At 71.1% G+C, this 20,432-nt stretch carries 17 protein-coding genes; 10 read left to right on the top strand and 7 right to left on the bottom strand.

Going from position 1 to position 20,432, the window contains the following annotated elements; translation table 11 throughout:
- Window positions 1-25 precede the first annotated feature (25 nt).
- Entirely contained in the window at window positions 26-733 is a 708-nt protein-coding gene (locus E1295_RS11290) for a glycoside hydrolase family protein (RefSeq protein ID WP_220448655.1), read from the top strand.
- Here the strand turns inward: E1295_RS11290 and E1295_RS11285 are convergent.
- Window positions 730-1,500, bottom strand: coding sequence for a FadR/GntR family transcriptional regulator (locus E1295_RS11285; RefSeq protein WP_132630185.1), 771 nt, complete (start codon window positions 1,498-1,500; stop codon window positions 730-732). The two genes, E1295_RS11290 and E1295_RS11285, sit on opposite strands and share 4 nt — an antisense overlap.
- A gap of 124 nt (window positions 1,501-1,624) precedes the next feature.
- Between E1295_RS11285 and E1295_RS11280 the strand changes: the two genes are divergently transcribed.
- From E1295_RS11280 to E1295_RS11260, 5 genes are read left to right on the top strand one after another with little or no spacing between them, the layout of a single operon-like run.
- On the top strand, window positions 1,625-2,893 hold the full coding sequence (locus E1295_RS11280; RefSeq protein WP_132630184.1) for an ABC transporter substrate-binding protein: 1,269 nt from the start codon (window positions 1,625-1,627) through the stop codon (window positions 2,891-2,893).
- 4 nt (window positions 2,894-2,897) lie between these two features.
- The gene (locus tag E1295_RS11275; RefSeq protein WP_132630183.1) at window positions 2,898-3,782 is read left to right on the top strand and encodes a carbohydrate ABC transporter permease; all 885 of its coding nucleotides are present in this window, start codon (window positions 2,898-2,900) and stop codon (window positions 3,780-3,782) included.
- Window positions 3,782-4,609, top strand: a complete 828-nt coding sequence (locus E1295_RS11270; protein ID WP_132630182.1) for a carbohydrate ABC transporter permease — start codon at window positions 3,782-3,784, stop codon at window positions 4,607-4,609. The genes E1295_RS11275 and E1295_RS11270 overlap by 1 nt, the downstream gene beginning before the upstream one ends.
- A gap of 1 nt (window position 4,610) precedes the next feature.
- Window positions 4,611-5,777, top strand: a complete 1,167-nt coding sequence (locus E1295_RS11265; protein ID WP_132630181.1) for a mandelate racemase/muconate lactonizing enzyme family protein — start codon at window positions 4,611-4,613, stop codon at window positions 5,775-5,777.
- A 55-nt stretch (window positions 5,778-5,832) separates the two neighbouring features.
- On the top strand, window positions 5,833-6,753 hold the full coding sequence (locus E1295_RS11260; protein WP_132630180.1) for a hypothetical protein: 921 nt from the start codon (window positions 5,833-5,835) through the stop codon (window positions 6,751-6,753).
- Between the two features lie 79 nt (window positions 6,754-6,832).
- On the opposite strand, the gene E1295_RS11255 is transcribed toward E1295_RS11260, so the two are convergent.
- Complete coding sequence (locus E1295_RS11255; protein ID WP_132630179.1) at window positions 6,833-8,107, bottom strand: CE1 family esterase; 1,275 nt, start codon at window positions 8,105-8,107, stop codon at window positions 6,833-6,835.
- Window positions 8,108-8,668: 561 nt separating this feature from the next.
- On the opposite strand from E1295_RS11255, the gene E1295_RS11250 reads away from it, so the two are divergent.
- Window positions 8,669-10,111 (top strand): endo-1,4-beta-xylanase, encoded by a 1,443-nt coding sequence (locus tag E1295_RS11250; protein WP_181957972.1) that lies wholly within the window; start codon window positions 8,669-8,671, stop codon window positions 10,109-10,111.
- 200 nt (window positions 10,112-10,311) lie between these two features.
- Here E1295_RS11250 and E1295_RS11245 read toward each other — a convergent pair whose 3' ends face one another.
- From E1295_RS11245 to E1295_RS11225, 5 genes are all read right to left on the bottom strand, one after another.
- A complete protein-coding gene (locus E1295_RS11245) occupies window positions 10,312-11,718 on the bottom strand; it encodes an alpha/beta hydrolase family protein (RefSeq protein ID WP_220448654.1) in 1,407 nt (468 codons plus the stop codon).
- Between the two features lie 166 nt (window positions 11,719-11,884).
- The gene (locus tag E1295_RS11240; RefSeq protein WP_132630178.1) at window positions 11,885-13,093 is read right to left on the bottom strand and encodes a cytochrome P450; all 1,209 of its coding nucleotides are present in this window, start codon (window positions 13,091-13,093) and stop codon (window positions 11,885-11,887) included.
- 38 nt (window positions 13,094-13,131) lie between these two features.
- Window positions 13,132-14,784: a phosphonate ABC transporter, permease protein PhnE gene (phnE, locus tag E1295_RS11235; protein WP_132630177.1), complete on the bottom strand. Its 1,653-nt coding sequence runs from the start codon at window positions 14,782-14,784 to the stop codon at window positions 13,132-13,134.
- Window positions 14,777-15,559, bottom strand: a complete 783-nt coding sequence (locus E1295_RS11230; protein ID WP_132630176.1) for a phosphonate ABC transporter ATP-binding protein — start codon at window positions 15,557-15,559, stop codon at window positions 14,777-14,779. Before E1295_RS11230 ends, phnE begins: the two co-directional genes overlap by 8 nt.
- Window positions 15,552-16,544 (bottom strand): phosphate/phosphite/phosphonate ABC transporter substrate-binding protein, encoded by a 993-nt coding sequence (locus tag E1295_RS11225; protein ID WP_132630175.1) that lies wholly within the window; start codon window positions 16,542-16,544, stop codon window positions 15,552-15,554. The genes E1295_RS11230 and E1295_RS11225 overlap by 8 nt, the downstream gene beginning before the upstream one ends.
- 194 nt (window positions 16,545-16,738) lie before the next feature.
- Between E1295_RS11225 and E1295_RS48630 the strand changes: the two genes are divergently transcribed.
- The 3 genes from E1295_RS48630 (at window position 16,739) to E1295_RS11210 (ending at window position 20,359) form a co-directional block, all read left to right on the top strand.
- Window positions 16,739-18,133, top strand: a complete 1,395-nt coding sequence (locus E1295_RS48630) for a hypothetical protein (protein ID WP_220448653.1) — start codon at window positions 16,739-16,741, stop codon at window positions 18,131-18,133.
- Window positions 18,134-18,310: 177 nt separating this feature from the next.
- Window positions 18,311-19,354 (top strand): PaaX family transcriptional regulator, encoded by a 1,044-nt coding sequence (locus tag E1295_RS11215; RefSeq protein ID WP_132630174.1) that lies wholly within the window; start codon window positions 18,311-18,313, stop codon window positions 19,352-19,354.
- 81 nt (window positions 19,355-19,435) lie between these two features.
- Window positions 19,436-20,359, top strand: coding sequence for a PaaX family transcriptional regulator (locus tag E1295_RS11210; RefSeq protein WP_246079978.1), 924 nt, complete (start codon window positions 19,436-19,438; stop codon window positions 20,357-20,359).
- Window positions 20,360-20,432 lie beyond the last annotated feature (73 nt).

Below are 20,432 nucleotides of genomic sequence, written 5' to 3'. Positions count from 1 at the left end.
CCGGCCAGATCGCAGCCCGCACGGGGTGGCGCGGCGCCGTATCGCCTTCTGCCAGGAGCGCGACCTTCCCATCGACTTCGTCTCGACGCATACGTACCCCACCGACTTCGCGTACGGCGCCAACGGCGAGGCCGTGCACATCACCTGGTACGCCGACGCCACGTTCGACGACCTGACCCTCCTTCGCGAACTGGTGCGTACCAGTGCGTATCCCGACGCGGAGATCCACATCACCGAGTGGTCGACGTCGCCCACGTTCCATGCGTTCACGATGCCGGCGGGCCTCGGCGACCGGCTGCTCCTCGCGACACCCGACGGGGTCGTGACCCGTGACAGCCGGACCTCGGCCGTGTCCGCGGTCTTCGTCAACTACCCGGAGGACATGGCGCGGAAGGGGGTCGGCTCGGCGAGCTCGTACCCGGCGGCCCGCGCGCTGGCCGAGGTCGGGCCGGCCCGGAGGATCCGCCACGTGATCGGCGGGCTGGAGCCGGGCGCCACGTTCCTCGTCGAGATCGTGGACTGGGAGCACGGCAATCCCGCGGAGGCCTGGCACCGGCTCGGCGCGCCCCTCAACCTGTCGAGGGCCGAGAGCGAGCATCTGAGCCGCGTCGCCGACGCGCTGCTCAGGTTCACGCTGACCGTGCCGGACGACGGGGTGCTGGAGCTGGACGTCGAGCTCGCGCCCTGGGCGGTGATGTCGCTGCGGCAGTCGAGGCCGTCGGCCGGGCGTTAGCGTTGCAGGCGCACGGGAGCGCTCGGTGCCTTGCGCCGGACGAGCCAGGCCTCGGTGATGTGCGTGAACATCGCCTCGGCGGCGCCGTCGGGGTCGTGGGCGGCGATGCGCTCGTAGATGCGGCGATGGCCCTGGTTGGAGGCCACGCACAGGGCGCGCCGCGGCTCTCCCATGTAGCGGGCGGTGTTGATCACCTGGCTCTCCAGCGCCCGCACCACGCCCCGGGCGATGCGGTTGCCGGACGCCTGCATGATCACGTCGTGGAAGGCGCGGTCGTGGTCGGCGTAAATGACGTGGTCGTCCACGAGGTCGTCCATCCGGTCCACGAGCGCGCGCAGCCGCTCGATGCTCTCCTCGCCGGCCACGCGGGCGGCGAGGTTGGCCATGTCGGACTCGAGCAGGCGGCGGGTGACGACGAGGTCGTCGAGGATGCCGAGGCTCTCGTCCATGTCGATGGTCGCCGCGAGCACGAGCTCGTCGAGCATGTCCCACTTCGTGGCCGGCGTCACCATGGTCCCCGCGCCCTGGCGGACCTGGACGAGCCCCTTCTCCTGGAGGATCTTCACGGCCTCGCGCACGACGGTCCGGCTCACCGAGAAGGTCTCGCACAACACGGGTTCGGGCGGAAGGGGCGTGCCGGACGGGTGAACGCCGCGGACGATGCGCTCGACGAGCTCCGCCGTCACCGCCTTGGCGAGGTTGGCCGGCCGTCGCACCCACGGAGGCGGGGAGGAAACGCTGCCGGGCGATTCCTGGGATGTCGTCATAGCCCCCTCCGATGCCTGGACCGCGCCAGTATATGGCATCCCTGTTGACGTCATACGTCATACGAGTTACGTTTCCGTGGCAGACGGCCGAGGACGCCGGCCGCGTTCTGGAGAGTGAACAGCCATGAAGCAGCGAAGACTATGGTCGGCCGTCCTCGTCACTGGACTGGCCGTGACCGGCTGCGGAAGCGCCGCACCGGCACAACCCTCCTCCGGTGACGCCACGAGCAAGATCGTGGTGTGGGACTGGAAATCCGGCGAACCCGGCGTGGCCTCTTATCTGGAGAAGGCCAAGGCCGACTTCGCCAGGAAACATCCCGGGGTCACCGTCGAGTTCGTGGCCCAGCCGTTCGACCAGTACTACACGCTTCTCGGAGCGGCCACCCAGTCGGGGAAGGGCCCCGACGTCATGCTGTTCAACGGCGGCGGGCAGATCCGCGACCGGGTCGACACGCTGCTGCCGCTGGACCAGTACGTCGCCGACGACAAGCAGCGGCTGGCGGGCTGGGACGCCTTCAGCAAAAACGGCACGACCTATGCCGCCCCGGTGACGTTGCAGGGCCACCCGATCTACTACAACAAGGCGATCCACGCCAAGGCCGGGCTCGACCCCGCGAACCCGCCCAAGACGTGGAACGAGTTCGTCAGCGGCTGCGCCGCCGTCAAGAAGACGGCCGGCGCCAGGTGCCTGGCTCTCGGCAACAAGGAGGGCTTCGGCATCCAGTTCTTCATGTCGGGACTCGGGCCGGGCATTCTGACGCCCGAGGAGTACGACGACTGGATCGCGGGCAAACGCGACTGGACCTCGCCCCACGTGAAGCAGATCTTCAGCCTGTGGAAGAAGGTCAACGACGACGGGCTGAACAACGACGGGCCCAACTCCACCGCGCTGTTCAACGACGCCTTCGCCCTCTTCAACACCGGCAAGGCCGCCACCATCATCGGGCTGATGTCGGACGTCGGGCACTGGAAGGACTTCGGCGAGTTCCTGGGCCCCGACCAGGTCGGCGTCATGGCGGCCCCGGTGGTCACCGACGGGGCCACGCCCGTCCTCCCCTACGACGGCGGCATCGGCTACGCGGTCGCCAAGTCGGCCAGGGACCCCCGGCTGGCCGCCGACCTGGTGCGGTCGCTGACCTCGACCGACGCGCTGACCGCCTTCTACAACGACGCCGGCGCGATCACCTCCGACACCACGATCGACGTGTCGCAGGGCGCTCCCGCCGTGGCCGCGATCGTGCCCCGGATCAAGACCGGCAAGCCCGCCCTGCACGTCGCGCTGTCCAGCAAGACCCTGGAGCTGATGGGCAGGCTGTCGCAGCAGCTCCTGAGCGGGTCGGCCGGCGTCGACGAGGTGGTGAGGCAACTGGCCGCCTCGGACAAGGAGAGTTGATCGCGTGCCGATCGGAGGCCCCCATGGTGCGCGGGCCGAGCGTCTCGCGCCCTTCGTCCTGGTGGCTCCAGCCGTACTGATCATCGTGGCACTGCGGTTGTGGCCGCTCGTGCTGGGCGTCAACTTCTCCTTCACCGGCGACGGCGAGCGCAACGGGATGCCCGTCGGCTTCGACAACTACGCCGAACTGCTGAACGACCCCTTGTTCCGCACCGCGCTGGGCAACGTCGGGCTGCTGGTGCTCCTGCTCCCCGTCGCCGTCGCCATCCCCGGCCTGCTGGCGACGTTCATCTACCTGCGGGTGCCCGGGCACCGGCTCTTCCGCGGCGTCTACTTCTTCCCCGCCGTGCTCTCGCCGGTGATCGTCGGTGCGATCTTCAACCTGATGCTCGGCTTCGACGGCCCGCTGAACACCGCCCTGGGACAGCTCGGCCTCGGCCCCGTCGACTGGCTCGGCGACCCAGGCCTGGCCATGTTCACGGTCGTCGGCGTGCACATCTGGGCGACGTTCGGGATGGCCCTGGTGGTCTTCCTCGCCGGATTCTCCACCCTGGACGCCGCGCTCCTGGACGCCGCCCGGATGGACGGCGCGTCACTCCCCCAGACCGTCTGGCACGTCGTCGTCCCGGGCCTGTCGCGCACCATCCAGTTCGTCTTCGTGACCACCATGATCGGAATGCTGACGTCGATGTTCGGCCTGCTGTACGTGATGACCAGCGGCGGACCTGAGGGTTCGACGTACCTGCCGGAGTTCTACGTGTGGATCCAGCAGGGCCAGATGAACCGCCCGGCACTCGCCTCGGCCGCGTCGACGGTGTTGTTCCTCATCATGCTCGTGGTCGGCATCCTCCAGGTGGCGGTGCTGCGCCGGGCGGGGAGGGAGGACTGATGCGCGGCAGGCGCCTGGGCAGATGGCTGGCCGCCGTCCCGATGGCGCTCCTCGCGGTGGCGACCGTCTATCCCCTCGTCTTCACCACCAACGTCGCCATGAAGACCCGGCGGGAGTACATCTTCGACCGGTTCTCCCCGACGAGCTCGCTGCACCTGGAGAACATCGCCGCGGCGTGGAACAGCGTCGGCATGGCGCGCTACTTCGCCAACTCGCTGTTCGTGGTGACGGCCGCGGTCGTCCTGCTGCTGCTCTTCGGGTCGATGGCCGGCTTCGCGCTGGCCCAGCTGCGCTTCCGCGGCTCCTCGGTGTTGTTCCTCGGCTGCCTGGCGGCGTTGTTCGTCCCGTTCCAGGTGATCATGGTGCCGCTGACCCGGATCATGGCGGCCGGGGGCCTCGTCGACACCTACCCCGGCCTCATCCTGGCCTACGTCGCGCAGTTCCTCCCCTTCACCATCTTCTTGATGACCAGCCACTACCGGACCATCCCGGTGGAGATCATCCACGCCGCGAAGATCGATGGGAACTCCACCTACGGCGTCTACCGGCGCATCATGATCCCGCTGGGTGCTCCGGCCCTGCTGTCGGTCGGCATCCTCGATGCCCTGTTCTGCTGGAACGACGTGCTCATCTCCCTGCTGATGACGTCGTCTCCCGAGCATCGCACCCTCATGGTCGGGGTCACCGCGCTCCGCGGACAGTACTCGGACAACATCCCCCAGTTCGCCTCGGGAGTACTGATCGCCGCGGTTCCCGTCCTGCTGATCTATCTCTTCCTGCAACGCCAGATCGCCGACGGAGTCACCGCCGGTTCCACGAAGGGCTGACATGCGCATATCGGGGTATCGGGCTCTGACGACCGTGCACGAATGGGGCCGCACCATCGGGGACGCCAACGGCGTCCATGCCGACGGGATCGTCCCGGTGCCGGTCATCATGGTGCACACAGACGAGGGGATCACCGGCGTCGGCCTCGGGCCGCACGCACACCTCGACACGGTCTTCGCCGCCATCGAAGGAGAGGATCCGCGCGGCGTCACGGCCCTCTACGACCGCATGCTGCGGCAGACGTTCAAGGCCGGCCACGCGGGCGCCGTGTACGGGACCATCGGCGCGCTCGACACCGCTCTGTGGGACATCAAGGCACAGGCCGCCGGCGAACCGCTCTGGCGCCTGCTGGGCGGTCGCGACAGGCGCGTCCCCGCCTACGCCTCCGGTCTGGACATCAGCCTGACCGACGAGCAACTCGTCTCCCTTTATCAAAGGTACGCCCGGCACGGACTGCGGGCGGCCAAGCTCAAGGGCGGCCTCGACATCGAACGCGACCGGCGCCGCCTGACCCTGGTACGGGAGGTCCTGACCGAGGCCGGGCACGGATCGCGGCCAGGCCTGATGCTCGACGTGAACGAAACCTGGACCCGCAAGCAGGCGGTCCGGCACGTGTGCGAGCTCGAACGCACCCTCGACCTCACGTGGATCGAGGAACCGGTACGGCGGTGGGACGCCGAAGGTCTCGCCACCGTCGGCCGCGGGATCCGCGCCTCGGTCGCCACGGGTGAGAACCTCACGGGGCTCGAACAGTACCGGCCGCTGCTGGCGGCGGGAGCCGTCGACATCGTCCAGACGGCCGCCGTGTGGGGCGTCACCCATTTCCTGCGCGTGTCCGCGGTGGCGCATGCCCACGATCTGCCGGTCAGCCCGATCGGCACGACCCCGGTCGGCCTGCTGCACTCCGCCACATCGGTGCCGAACCACCTGGTCAGCGAACTGCAGGACCTGCGGCCACCGCTCGGGGTGTCCCTCGACCTGACCGTCGAGGACGGCGCGTTCGTCCTCGGGGACTCCGCGGGGCTGGGGATCACGATCGACGAGGCCGCCATCGCCTCGCTCGCCCGCCGGCCGGACGACGCCCCGGCGTCCGCGACGCCCGACGTCCGGCCCGAGCACGCCGGACGGCGACTGCTGGCAGTGGCCGATCACGACACCGCTCCCTGACCCGCACGAGGGCTTCGAAGGAGCCCGCAACGGCTGGGCGCAGACACCCGCGGCGGTGCAGGTGTCGGCCGCGCAGGGCATCGGCTTCGTCGGCGACACCTTCGTGAACCTCGGGTCCGTCGGGCTCGGCATCGGCAACGACGCCAACGCCCACGCCAGCGGCGTGGGACTGGGCGCGCACGACGTGACGGTGCGGGGAAGCACGTTCACCGCGAGCGCCGGAGGAGGCATCGTGGTCGGGGGCGTACGGCCCGACGCGCACCACCCCTCGGACCCGCGCATGGTCAACAAGGACATCACGCTCAGCGACAACCGCGTCCACGCGACAGCGCGCGAATATCTCGACCAGGACGCGATCTTCGCCAGCTACGTCACGCGGCTGACCATCGCACACAACTACGTCTCGGACATGCCGTACACCGGCATCGGAGTCGGATTCGGCTGGGGCGCCAACGACCCGGGCGGCAGCCCCGAGTACGTCGACCGCGGGCTCTACGACTTCCAGCCGATCTACGACACCCCGACGACCTCGCGTGACGTCCGCATCGTGGGCAACCACGTGCGCAACGTCGTCCGGACGATGTTCGACGCCGGCTGCGTCTACACGCTCTCCGCGATGCCGGGCAGCAGGATCGACGAGAACCACTGCGAGAACAGCGGGCAACTCGGCCTGTACTTCGACGAGGGCTCCCGCTACCTGTCCGCCGAGCGCAACGTGTTCACCGGCACCGCGGCGCAGTGGGCGCATGCCAACAACCAGAACGGCAACCACACCGGCGACCTGACGCTGATCGGCAACTACACGACCAACCCGGCCATCACCGGCCTCGTCGACGGCGAGCGCGGCAACACCGTACGCGACAACACCACCGTCGCCGCCGACGACCTGCCGGCGGCGGCCAGGCGGGTGATCGAGCAGGCCGGCCCGACCGGCCCGTACCGCGACGCTCCCGGCGCTTCCTCCGGGGACGAGTGAGCGCACGCCCTGGCCGGTGGCCGGGAACGGCTTCCGGCCAGGGCGTGCGGGCCGGCGCGTCAGCGCGCCTGGCATCCGATCAGGAAGCGGTGCAGGTCAGGTCGGGCGTGGCGGCCGCACCGCCGGCGGTGAAGCCGAACGTGGTCGTGCCGTCGGGGGCGATCGAGCCGTTGTACGCCTCGTTGCGCACGGTCACGGCGGCTCCTGACCCGGAGCGCACGCCGTTCCACAGGTTGCTGATCGTCTGCCCGCCCGGCCAGGTCCAGCCGACCGTCCAGCCGTTGACGGCGCTGCCGCCGGCGCGGACGGTCACGGTGGACTGGAAGCCGCCGCCCCAGGTGTTGACGGTCTCCATCGTGGCGGTGCATCCACCGGGATCGGGGTCCGGGTCCGGGTCCGGATCGGGATCGGGATCGGGGTCGGGGTCCGAGTCCCCGAACTGGGAGAAGAAGGCCCACACCTCTGCCTTGGTCCAGGTCATGGCGCCGTTCTCGGTGTAGGTGCCGTCCACGGGGGCGGGCGTGTGGCCGTTGTCGAACGCGGCCCAGACGACCGGATAACCGTCCCGGCACCCGGAGTAGGTGGTGACGATGTGGCCGCGGCTGCCCGAACCCGGCTCAGGCGGGTTCTGCGCGGTGCAGCCGTTGTTACGGACGAACCTGTCACGCAGCGCCCGTCCCTGCGCGATGCCGAGCACATTGTCCCCGAGCCCGTGCAGCCCCATGTACGCGACCGGCTGGGTCCCGCCGCTGCACCCGCTGAGCTGCGCGCCGGAGAAGACCGCGACCGCCCGGAAGACGTCCGGCCGCGAGCACGCGAGAGAGAAGCTCATCCCGCCGCCGTAGCTGAACCCGGTGGCGAAGCGCTGCGCGGTGTCGACGCAGAGGTCCGACTCGATGAGCCGGATCAGGTCGTCGACGAAGGTGACGTCCTCGCCGTTGTTGTTCGCCCAGCCGTTGTTGAAGCCCTGGGGGGCGACGAAGATGGCGCCGTTGCCCGACAACTGCCTGAGGCCGTAGTAGGACCAGGAATATCCGCTGGCTCCGCCGGAGTCGACGTCGGCGGCGGTGCCGTTCAGCCAGTGGAAACCGAAGATCAACCGGTACGGCGTGTCGTTGTCGTAGGCGTCGGGCAGCCGGAGGATGTAGGAGCGGTTCTTGCCGCTGGTCTGGATCGACCGCGTACCGCTGCTCAGGGTCGGGTTCTTGCCGCATCCGGCGCTCGCCGCGAGGGTGCCCGCGGGGGTGGCGGCCGTGCCGGTGTCGCTGCCCATCGCCGCGTGACCGGTGACCACGACGAGGAGCGCCGCGGCGAAGAGCGCGATCAGTGTGCGGAGGGAGCCGCGTTTCGCCATCACGTGACTCCGATCCTGGTGCGGGCCCTGGTACGGCTGGGTGGAGCAACCGGTGGGCGCCGAAGCCCGCTTCTCCTCCGGGGTTTCCTACGCTTCATGGGTTCACCTCTCCGATGTTAGCGCTAACAGATCATGCCGGTCGAGCTCTCCCTCGGACGGTGGAGGTGGTGCGGAACGGAGCAAATATGAGGCGGAAAGGCACTGTCAAGAGCGCCGTAACGTGCGGCGGGCCCGCGAGGCGGCGTACCGGCACATCCACCTCGCCTGACCGGGTCCGGCGGCCCCGGCCACCGACAGCGTCGCGCTGAAAGTTTCATCGCGACATGACGCCGACGGACCGGCCGAAAATTTCGGGAGCGACAAGGCCAAAGAGGACCGGTATGGCGACACGAGCCGCAGCGGGCGTCGCCGAAAGTTTTATTTGATCCTTGACAACTTTCGGTGAGGTTCCGAGACTCAGGTCGGCGCCTATGGTGTGCGTCCCTCCCGGGGCGCGGCGTCGGTCCCTCGGGTGTGTCCCGCACGGTCCTTCCCCATGTTTCGCGTACGGAGGCTCAAAGCATGCGTGTCAACGCGATGTCCCCACCCACCGCCCGACGTGCGCCCGGCGCGCGCCGCCGGGCACTGATCACCGGCGCGGTCGGCGCGCTCGGCCTGCTCGCCGCGCTGACGACGGCGGTCCCCGCCAACGCCGCGGAGAGCACGCTCGGCGCGGCCGCCCAGCAGACCGGCCGCTACTTCGGCACCGCCATCGCCGCGCAGAAGCTCGGCGACTCCCAGTACACGACGATCGCCAACCGCGAGTTCGACATGGTGACCGCCGAGAACGAGATGAAGATCGACGCCACCGAGCCCAACCGGGGGCAGTTCAACTTCACCAACGGGGACCGGGTCTACAACTGGGCCGTGCAGAACGGCAAGCGGGTGCGCGGGCACACCCTGGCCTGGCACAACCAGCAGCCGGGCTGGATGCAGCAGTTGTCGGGCGGCTCGCTGCGCCAGGCGATGATCGACCACATCAACGGCGTCATGAACCACTACAAGGGCAAGATCTACGCCTGGGACGTGGTCAACGAGGCCTACGCCGACGGCAACTCCGGCGGCCGGCGCGACTCCAACCTCCAGCGCACCGGCAACGACTGGATCGAGGTGGCCTTCCGCACCGCGCGCGCCGCCGACCCGGCCGCCAAGCTCTGCTACAACGACTACAACATCGACAACTGGAACTGGGCCAAGACGCAGGGCGTCTACAACATGGTCAGGGACTTCAAGTCGCGCGGCGTGCCGATCGACTGCGTCGGCCTGCAGTCGCACTTCAACAGCCAGAGCCCCTACAACAGCAACTACCGTACGACCATCCAGAGCTTCGCCGCGCTGGGGGTCGACGTGCAGATCACCGAGCTGGACATCCAGGGCGGCTCGGCCACCACCTACGCCAACGTCGTCAACGACTGCCTGGCGGTGCCACGGTGCACCGGCATCACGGTCTGGGGCGTTCGCGACAGTGACTCCTGGCTGGGCGCCAACACCGTCCCGCTGCTCTTCGACAGCAACGGCAACAAGAAGGCCGCCTACACCTCCGTGCTCAACGCGCTCAACGGCGGCGACACGACGCCGCCGGAAGAGGGCGAGGGACAGATCAGGAACACGGGCTCCGGCCGCTGCGTGGACGTGCCCAACGGCAGCACCAACGACGGCACCCAGGTGCAACTGTATGACTGCCATGGACAGAGCAACCAGCAGTGGACACAGACCTCGTCCGGAGAGCTGCAGAGCGGCGGCAAGTGCCTGGACGCCGGAGGCTCCGGCAGCGGCGCCGTCATCCAGATCTACTCCTGCTGGGGTGGCGACAACCAGAAGTGGCGCGTCAACTCCAACGGCACGATCGTGGGAGTGCAGTCCGGGCTGTGTCTCCACGCCAACGGCACGGGCAACGGCGCGAGACTGCAGCTGAACGGCTGCTCGGGCGGCGGCAACCAGACGTGGACCTACAACGCGGGCTGAGCCTGGCCGGCCGGGCACCCTGACACCATCCTGCACACGTTCCCCGCAGCCAGAGCCACGCCCGTCCCGAGCGGCCGGGCGTGGCTCGACGGCTACCGAACCGCCCTCGACCTGGCCGGTGTGCCTGTCGATGCGAAGCTGATCGGCCGGGGCGGCCTCCTGATCGGCGACAGCCGCCACTCCGGGCCGCCTGACCGGCCCTATTCGAGCCGGTTGAACCGGGGCGGGGTGAAGGAGACGTACCGCGGAGCGGGGTCGGGCTCCAGCGCCGCCGTACGGGCGTTCATCGCCCGCGCGGACGTCGCCGGCCAGCGACCGGTCCGCAGCCGGTCGAGCATCGTCGCCAGCGCCGCCTGTTGTTCCGCCGGGGAGAAGTCGCAGTGGCCGACGGTCTCGGTGTACGTCTGGCGCAGCAGGGAGTTCGCTCCCGCCCGGCGCACCTTGTCCTCGTACGACTGCTGCTGGGCGACGGTGGAGATCTGGTCACCGGTGCCCGACAGGGTCAGCACGGGAATCCGCAGTCTGCCGTCCAGGACGATGCCGCGGGCGAACCGCGCGACGGCGTCCGGCTCCGCCGCGATGCGCGGCGCGGCGGCCAGGCTCTTCAGGTCGGCCTCCAGTTTCACCCCCGCCGCCTCGTACAGTTTCCCGACGGCGCGCCGGAGGGCGGGATCGGCCAGGCGCAGTTGCCGCGCGTAGTCCACACCGGTGTTCCAGGACGGGTTCCCGCCGGCCACCTCCATGATCTGGCGCCGGCTGCTCATGGCCTGCCCGACGTAGGGCAGGGGCCCGCCGGCGAGCGCCAGGTAGGCACCCTCTTCCAGCGCGTCGGCGTCCCGGCTGTCCGGAGGCGGCGGCGTGGAACCGTCGGGGTTCCGGCCCCATGCCGGCAGCTGGCCGATCGCGGCGGCCAGGGCGATCCGTGCCCGGCCCTCGGGAGTCCGCTGCGCCGCGGCGAGGGCGTCGATCCACGCCTTCCTGGCCGACTCGACGTCCTCGGGGATGTCGAGGACCGGCAGCCCCGGTGCGATCAGGCGTTCGAGCACGAAGAGGGTGTCGAGCTTCTGGTTCCACTGGGCGACGGATCCGCCCAGTCCCCCGCACATCGGGACGGCCGCGTCGAAGGCGCGGGGGTGGACCTGGGCGGCTCCGGCGGCGACGAAGCCGCCCATCGACGTGCCGGAGGCGATCGCCCTGCGGCTCCGGCCGTAGGCCTGCTCGAAACGGGCCAGCGCTTCGGCCTGGTTGTCGATGGCGGACCGGATGTCCCAGCCGGTGACCGTCCTGCTCGTGCCACCGCGGGCCACGCCGTCGGCCAGCAGCCGCGCGGTCAGGGGCTCGTCGCGGCCCGATCCGGCGAAGTCGAGGGCGACCACCACGGTGCCGTTCCATTCGGCCGGGACGACGAACTCGTAGGGCGTGCCGTCGTCGAGGATGCCGCTCACACAGGTGGGGCGGGCGGGTGAGTCCGGCAGGCACGGTGTGCCGCCGGGGTGCCCGGCGGGAGCGGCGAAGGCGGTTCCGCTCCCGGCGGCGGTCGCCGCCACGACGGACACTGCCGCGGCCGTTGCGGCGGCCAGGCGCGCGATCGTACGCGGGCGGGTCACGGCGTCAGCCCTTTCGACTCGACCGTCCAGCCGTCCTCGGTGCACAGTCCGCAGCCGGGGCCACGGTCGCCGCCAGCAGGGTCCGCACGGTCGTCAAGCGGGTGGGCACAGTGCGTTTCCTCCACTGTCGATGGACGGGCAGGGCAGGGCGGCTTCCTGGGGCGGCTCAGCCGCGGGGGACGACCCGCAGCGGTGCCGATCTGGGTCCGAACTCCAGCCAGTTGAACATCTCGACCTCGCCGTCCGGTTCGACGCGGACGGTGCCGGCGAGCAGCTCGCCCAGCGCGACCGTCATCTCCAGCCGGGCCATCGCCGCGCCGGGGCAGCGGTGCGCGCCCCGGCCGAACGCCAGGTGCCGGTTGGGCCGCCGCTCCAGGTCGAGCCGGTCGGGGTCGTCGAACACCGCCTCGTCCCGGTTGGCCGAGGGGAAGATCATCGTGATCGCCTCGCCGGCGCGCACCGTGCGGCCGCCGAGCTCGACGTCCCGGGTGGCGGTGCGGGCGAACACCCGGTAGGGCGCGTACAGCCGCAGGAGCTCCTCGATCGCCGCCGGCAGCAGACCGGGATCGGCGCGCAGCCGGTCCTGGAGGTCAGGGTCGCGGGACAGATGGACGGAGGCGCTGCCCAGCACGGCGTGCGGCGCCCCGATGCCGGCCACGACGGTCTGCCGTACGGTGGCGACGACCAGGTCGTGCGGGATCGGCCGCTCCGGGTCGCCGGCCGCCCGCAGCAGGCTGGACACCAGATCCTCGTCCGGGTCCCGGGGGTCGGCCCTGCGTTCCTCGACGATGGCGCGGGCGATGGCGTACAGCTCGTCGCCGGCCTTCATGATGCGGGCCCGGTCCATGTCCTGGATGGCGAAGCTGTACTCGACGCCGATCCGGCGGATCTCCAGCACCTGTTCGACCGGCAGGCCGAGGAAGAGCGCGAAGCACTGCGCCGCGTACGGCAGCGCGAACTCCTGGGCGTAGTCGCCGCCGCCCCGGGCCAGCAGCGGTGCCAGCAGCTCGCGCGCCGCCCGCGCGAAGTCCCGTTCGAGACGCCGTACGACGCTGCGGCGCAGCACCCGGTCCATCGGAGTGCGGTAGATCCCGTGCTCGGGTGGGTCGTAGTGCAGCGGCGGCCGGCGCTGGGCGCGCGGCACGTGCGGGACGACGTTCTGCACCGCGGTGCTGAACGTCTCGCTGTCCCTGGCCACCCGCTCCACGTCCGCGTAGCGGGTGGCGGCCCAGAAACCGCCGAAGGCGTCGCTCCACGGCACCGGGCAGCGTCGCCGCAGGCCGGCGTAGACCCCGTGCGAGCTGTCGAAGGTCTCCGGTGCGGTGGGGTCCCAGTCCGAGGCGCGCCCGGTGCTGCCGTCGGCGGTTGTGGTCATGGTGACATCCCCTTCGTTTCCGTCCAGGGCCGGTCCGTTCACAGCAGGTGCCTGCGCGCGAACCGGGCGAGCGTCTCGATGGCGTACACGACGACCGTGATCGCGATGATGATCGCGGCGGTGGTGTCATAGCGCAGGGTGGCGATCGACTCCTGCATGAGGTAGCCGATGCCGCCCGCGCCGGCGATGCCGAGCACGATCGACTCGCGCAGCGCCAGGTCGGCCACGAACAGGCCGTTGCCGGTGAACGACGGCACGAACTGCGGCCAGATCCCGGCGGCGAACGCCTGCCAGCGGCCGGCGCCGACCGAGGTCAGGGCCTCGTGCGGCAGCGGGTCGAGCTGCTCAAGGGAGTCGGCGAAGAACTTGGCCGCCAGCGCGGTGGAGGAGATCCACAGTGCCAGGAAGCCGGCGAAGGGGCCCAGCCCCAGCGCGGCCACGAAGAGCAGCGCGTACACCAGGTCGGGGACGCCCCTGACCAGCACCAGCAGCATCCGGACCGCCGAGGACAACGGCCGCCACGGAGTGGTGTTGACGGCGGTGAGCAGGGCCAGCACCAGCCCGCACGCGGCGCCCACGGCGGCGGCGCCCAGCGCCATGAGCAGGCTCTCCAGCACGGCCATGAGCAGCTCGCCGGAGAAGGCGGGCGGCCACATGCCGGTGAGGACTCCGCGCAGGTTCGTCCAGGCGCTGGACAGCCGGTTCACGTCGGGGTCCAGGAACCACAGCGACACCAGGAAGATCACCCCGGTGGCGGCCGTGCCGGCCACCCGCAGCACCCGGCGACGGTCCCAGCCGACGTCGTACGGGGCACGCCCGGCGGGCAGCGCGGCCGTACCCGTCCTGCCCCCGCTGGAGCGGCCGGCGCCGGTGCGGCGGCGGACCGCCACCGACAGCACCTCCAGCAGCAGCACCAGGACGACGATCACGCAGATGATGCCCGCCGCCCGGTGGTAGTTGAGGCTGCCCAGTGCGGTCTGCAGCGCCACACCGATACCGCCGGCACCCACGACGCCGAGCACGGCCGACGTCCGGATGTTGATGTCCAGGCGGTACAGCACGATGGCGGTCAGCGCGGGGAACACGCGGGGCAGGACGGTGGAGACGGCCACCTGCACCTCGCCGGCTCCGCACGCGCGGGCCGCCTCGGCGGGGACCGGGTCGGCCTCCTCCACGGCGTCGGCCAGCAGCTTGGCGATCATGCCCACCGAGTGCACGGCGACGGCGAGCGCGCCGGCCGGCGGGCCCAGGCCGAAGATCCGCACGAACAGGATCGCGAAGGCCAGGGTCGGCACGGCCCGCGTCAGCACGACGACCATCCGGGCGGCCGGCCGCAACCAGCGGGGCCCGCGGTGGGTACGCGCGGCGATGAAGGCCAGCGGCACCGAGGCCAGCACCGCCAGGCCGGTGCCCGCCACCGCGATGAGCAGCGTCTCGGCGATCATCCAGGCCACGTCGCCGGCGCCGGACAGGTCGGGCGGCCACATCCGGCTCAGCAGCCGCGCGGTGTCGCCGAGCCCTGCGGCCAGCGCGACCGGGGACAGGCCGATCCACCAGAACGTCAGCCAGGTGACGGCCACGGCCCCGACGAGCAGCCCCGCCGCGACGAGGGCGCGGACGCTCCACGGCGGCCGCAATGTGCCCGGGTCCGCCGCGGCCGGAGCGCGCGGGGCGGAGGTGGTGTCAGTCATCGCCGTCCCCCGCCGTGTCGTAGATCTCCCGCAGCCGCCCGGCGGTGAGGTCCGCGGCCGGCTCGTCCAGCACCAGCCGGCCGCCGCGCAGCGCGACGACCCGGTCGGCGGTGGCGAGCGCGTACTCGATCTGGTGCAGGCTGCACACGACGGAGATGCCGTCCTCGGCGCTGATCCGTCGCAGGATGTCGAGCACCAGTACGCTCGCCGCCGGGTCCAGCGAGGCGACCGGCTCGTCGGCGAGGATCAGCTCGGGGCTCTGCAGCAGGGTCCTGGCCACCGCGACGCGCTGCTGCTGGCCGCCGGAGAGCGTGTCACAACGCTGGAACCGCCGGTCCGCCAGCCCGACCCGGTCCAGATGCTCCACGGCGCGGATCCGCAGCGCACGCGGGTAGCTCATCACCCCGTACCTGGGCAGGCGCAGGGTGGCCAGCGACCCCATCAACACGTTCTCCAGCGCGGACAGCCGCCCGACGAGGCCGAACTGCTGGAAGACGAACCCGACCCTGGCGCGCAGGGCGCGCAACCGGCCCCGTGAGCAGGTGGCCGGGTTCTCGCCCAGGGTGGCCACGGTGCCGCTGTCCGGCACGTGCATGCCGTTGACCAGCCGCAACAGCGTGGACTTGCCGGCCCCTGAGGGGCCGACCAGGGCGATGAACTGCCGCTGCGGGACGTCCAGTGAGATGTCATCGAGTACGGTCGTGCCGTCGAAGCCCTTGCCCACCTCCGACAGCCGCACCACGGGGTGGCCGATCACGGCGGTTTCCTCAGCCACCGGACGTGCAGACCTCGGCCTTGGTGATCTCGCAGATGCGCGTGATCGGCTGATAGGTGGCGTCGGTCGCCTTGGCGAACGTCCAGGCGGTGGAGGTACCGAGCGTGCACGCCGTGGCGCCGGCGTGTTCTCCCCAGTTCTTCGGCCCTTCGATCTCGCTGCCCTTGCACAGCCCGGCGGACGCGGCGCCCGTGGCGGTCAGGCCGGTCACCGTCTTGGAGATCTGGTCGCGGACGTCCTGCGGCAGCCACGTGCCGACCACGATCGGCGGCCCAGGGATGAGGGGCGAGGTCCACACCTTGCTGACCTGCCCCGGCTTGAGCTGGCCGCGGGCGGGCAGCAACTGGTCGATGAACACGTCGCCGACGAAGGCGATGGCGCAGTCGCCGGCCAGCAGCGAGGCGACCGCCGTGTCGTGCCCGTGGGCGAAGACCTTCTTGACGTCCTTGTCCACGTCGACGCCGGCTTCCCGCAGCGAGGCGAGGGGCTGGAGATAGCCGGTGGTGGAGCCGGGGTCGGTGAAGCAGACGTCCTTGCCGGCGACGTCCTTGAGCGAGGTGATGCTCTTGTCGTCGCCGCGGGTCACTCCGTAGGCGTACGCGCCGGGTTCGCCCTCCGGGACGGCCAGCGGGACCGCCACGGGCTCGACGTCGGCGCGGCTGCGGGCCAGGTAGTAGCTGAAGGCTCCGTAGACGGCGACGTCGACACGCTTGGCGACCTGGGCCTCGACGACGGCGGCGTTGCTGGTGACGGCCTGGAACCGCACCGGGATGCCGAGGTCTTTCTCCAGCGCCGAGACGATCGGGGCGAACGATGCCTCGAGGTTGTCGCTCTGTTCCGACGGGATGGCGGCGAAGACCAGTTCGTCGGGCCGGCCACCGTCGGCGGACACGTTGCGGGTGCTTCCGGGGCCGGCGCCACAGGCAGACAGGAGTGCGATCGCGGCGCCCGCCGCGATGACGCCCAGAACCGACTTGCGGAACATCGAGGCTCCTCACATGCGGGTAGTTGGGCCAAAGTAAGCAGGACCGGAGGCATTGTCAACACTTCTGTGACGACCGTAGGATTAATGTCGAACATGATGAGTGGCTCAATTTCAACGACCGTCCACTTGACTGTCGCACATTCGGCGTCGCAGCAGTTTCCCCCATGGAGGCGGACATCAACCCCCGTTCACCGATGATCCGGGCGCCCCGGGCCGTGACGCTGCTCACGGCCGCGGCTCTCACCCTCGCCCTCCTGCCGGCCGCGGGCGTTCCGCACGCCTCGGCGGCGACCCGCCCGGCCCTCCCCATCAGCGTCAAGGGCGTCCATCCGGACGGTGCCACGTACGCGATCGAGGTTCCGCGCGACTGGAACGGCACCGTGCTGACGTACAGCCCGGGCTACGGTCAGGGCGCCGGCCCCGCGCACCTGCCTGCCGATCTCGGCGGCGACGCCGCCGCCCGGGACTGGCTGCTGGCCCACGGGTACGCCCTGGCCGGCACCCGCCCCTACGGCGACGGCTGGGCGGTCGAGGAGACCCTGCGGGCCTCGGCCGACACGCTCGCCACGTTCGCCGAGGTCGCCGGGAGGCCCGCGACCACCCTGGCCTGGGGAGCCTCGATGGGAGGCGCCGTCGCGGCCGGCCTGGCCGAGCTCCGGCCCGACCTGATCGACGGCGCGCTGCCCTACTGCGCCTCGGTCGCCGGCCCGGTGGCGATGCTCAACCAGTCGCTGGACGCGGCCTTCGCGTTCAAGACGCTGCTCGCCCCCGCGAACGACGCGATCAAGCTCGCCCGGCTTGCCTCGGCGGAGGAGGAGACGCGGAGCACCGCGGCCGCCCGCGCCGTCCTGGAGGCCGCGCAGGAGACCGCGGCCGGCCGGGCCCGCATCGCCCTGGCCGCGGCCTTCGCCCAGGTGTCCACCTGGTCCGTGCCGGGCACCCCCGAACCCGCGCCGCGCGACTGGGCCGGGCAGCAGGCCCAGGAGTACGCGGCCTTCATGGCGACCGTCTTCTCCCCCCGTCATCCGCTGGAACAGCGGGCGGGCGGGAACTTCTCCTGGAACACGGGCGTGGACTACCGCCGGGCGCTGCGGGAGTCCGGGCGCATGAAGCAGGTACGCGCCCTCTACGACAGCGCGGGGCTGGACCTCGACGCCGACCTGTCGGCGCTGGCAGCCGCGCCGCGCGTCTCCCCCGACCCCGGCGCCGTCGCGTACATGGAGGACAACTTCACCCCGCGCGGCGCGATCGGCGTGCCCGTCCTGACGATGCACGAGCGCGGCGACAACTACCCCACCGTCACCCAGGCCCGTGCCTACTCCGACGTGGTGCGGCGCGCGGGGAACGGCGCGCTGGTGCGCCAGGCGTTCGTCGACCGGCCCGGCCACTGCCGATACACCGGAGCCGAGTTCGTCGCCGCGGTGCGGACGCTGGAGGACCGGGTCGCCACCGGCCGCTGGAAGGCCACCGACGCCCACCGGCTCAACAGGCTCGCCGAACGCCTGGCCGAGGAGGATCCGGCGCTCGGCACCGCGGAGTTCGTCCGCCACTCCCCCGGCCGCTTCCTGCGTCCCCACGTACCGCGGTGAACAGGAGACCTCCCACGCCGCCGTCGTCCCGGACCGGCCGGGATCGCCGGGATCGCCGGGAAGGGCCCGGGCATGGAGCCGAGGACGTAGGATGCACGCGGGTCCAGCCCGGTAAGCCCGCCCGTGGCCCTGATGCGGCCCGCGGCGGCGACCCCGCATCGGCCGAGGAGTCTGACGATGAAGGCAAGCCGGGTGGCCACGTCGCCGGAGCCGGGCTCCCTGCCCAGGGCCCGGCAAGGAGCCGAACCTCAGCGGCTGCTGACCACGCTGCTGGGCGACTACTGGTTCTGGCGTCAGGAGCACATCCCGTCGGCGGCGCTGGTGCGGTTGCTGGAAGAGTTCGGCATCACGACCAGCAGTGCCCGCGCCGCCCTGCGGCGGCTCGTCTCACGGGGGCTGCTGACCAGTTCCCGCAACGGCCGCACCACCGCTTACGGGCTGCCGCCCCGGGCGTACGACGTGATCGTGGCGCACATGCGCCGGCTGCTGACGTTCGGCGCCGCCACGCCGCGCTGGGACGGCGAGTGGACGGTCGTCACGTTCTCGGTGCCGGAGGAGCAGCGCGACACTCGCCGCGCCCTGCGTGACGGGCTGCGCCTGCTGCACTTCGGCATGATGTTCGACGCGGTGTGGGTGTCCCCGCACGACAGGACGGCCGACGCCGCCGACCTCGGGCGAAGGCTGGGCGTGCGCGAGGTGGTCGTGTTCCGGGGCCGCGAGGTGGCCGGCGGCGACATGGACGCGGTGCCGGCCCGCGCCTTCGACGTCACCGCGCTGCGCGAACGTTACCTGCGCTTCATCGACACCCATGGGCCGGTGGCCGAGCGGCTGGCGGTGTCCGGCCCGTCCCCCGCCGAGGCGCTGCGCCTGCGGACCGCGATCATGACCGACTGGCGGGTGTTCCCCACGATCGACCCCGACCTCCCCGCCGAACTGCTGCCCGACGCCTGGCCGCGGGACGAGGCCAGGCGGCTGTGCGTGCGGATCTACGACTCGCTCGGGGAGCCTGCGGAGCAGCGCTTCCGCGAGATCCTCGCCGGGTTCGACCCCGAGCTGGCCGGGCTGGCCGCCCACCACACCTTCACGCAGGTGTCCGCCCTGGAGTCGCCGGCGATCCGGCGTCACACGAGCTTCGACGAGACGACCGACCGCGACCGCCTCGATCTCCTCGCCGGCGGCGACCTGGACGGCGCGCGGCGGAAGGGAGACGGTAGCCGCTGACGCAACTCGTCAAGGACCCATCGAGAAGCATGACATATTGATAACGCTCGCTCCCTCAAGCGTTGTCAATATACTTCTGCTGTGAATGCTAGCGAGCTACCCGAGGCAGGCGATGTCGACTTTCCGCGCTTCCAGGTGGGCGCGCCTCCGCAACACCTGATCACGACCCTGCTCGGCGACTACTGGATCAGCCGGCCCGAGCAACTGCCGTCCGCGGCCCTGGTGCGGCTGGCCGAGGAGTTCGGGGTCTCCGCCGTGGCGGCAAGGGCCGCCCTCAGCCGCCTGACCAGGCGAGATCTACTGGAGTCGTCCAAGGCCGGGCGGCGCACCTACTACCGGCTGACGGACCGGGCCGCCGCGGTGATGCAGGAAGGCAGACAGCGGATCATGTCCTTCGGCCTGGAGCAGGGCGCGTGGGACGGGCGTTGGGTGATGGCGGCGTTCTCCATCTCCGAGGAGCAGCGCGACCTGCGCCACGCGCTGCGCGCGAGGTTGCGCTGGCTCGGTTTCGCCCCGCTCTACGACGGGCTGTGGGTCTCGCCGACGGCCGACGCCGACAGCGCGGCGGCGGTGCTCACCGAGTTGGGGATCCCCATGGCGACGGTCTTCCGCGCCGAAGCCGTGGACCTTCCCGGCATGCGCGCCCCGCGGGAGGCGTGGGACTTCGACCAGCTCCGGCGCACCTACGAGGGGTTCGTGGCGCAGTACGCGCCGCTGCTGGAGCGCGTGCGCAGGGGCGCGGTCGGCGCCTCCGAGGCGCTCGTGGCGCGTTCGGGGATCATGGACACCTGGCGGACGTTCCCCAACCACGACCCCGACCTGCCCGCGGAGCTGCTGCCCGCCGACTGGCCGCGCGCCGCGGCCCGGGACCTCTTCGTGGAGATCTACGACACCCTCGGGCCACTCGCCGAGTTCCGCGTCAAGCAGATCGTCGCGGAGTTCGACCCCCAGCTGGCCGAGCTGGTCGCCCACCACCGGACCAGCTCCATCCTCGCGGTCACCTGATCGCGCGACCGGGCGGCGCCCCCGCTCGCCCGGCGCACCCCCTGGCCTGCTCTGCGCACAGACGCCCCTTGAC

The sequence above is a fragment of the Nonomuraea mesophila genome (assembly GCF_004352805.1).
Lineage (GTDB): Bacteria > Actinomycetota > Actinomycetes > Streptosporangiales > Streptosporangiaceae > Nonomuraea > Nonomuraea longispora.
This window is presented reverse-complemented; position numbering and strand designations above follow the sequence as displayed.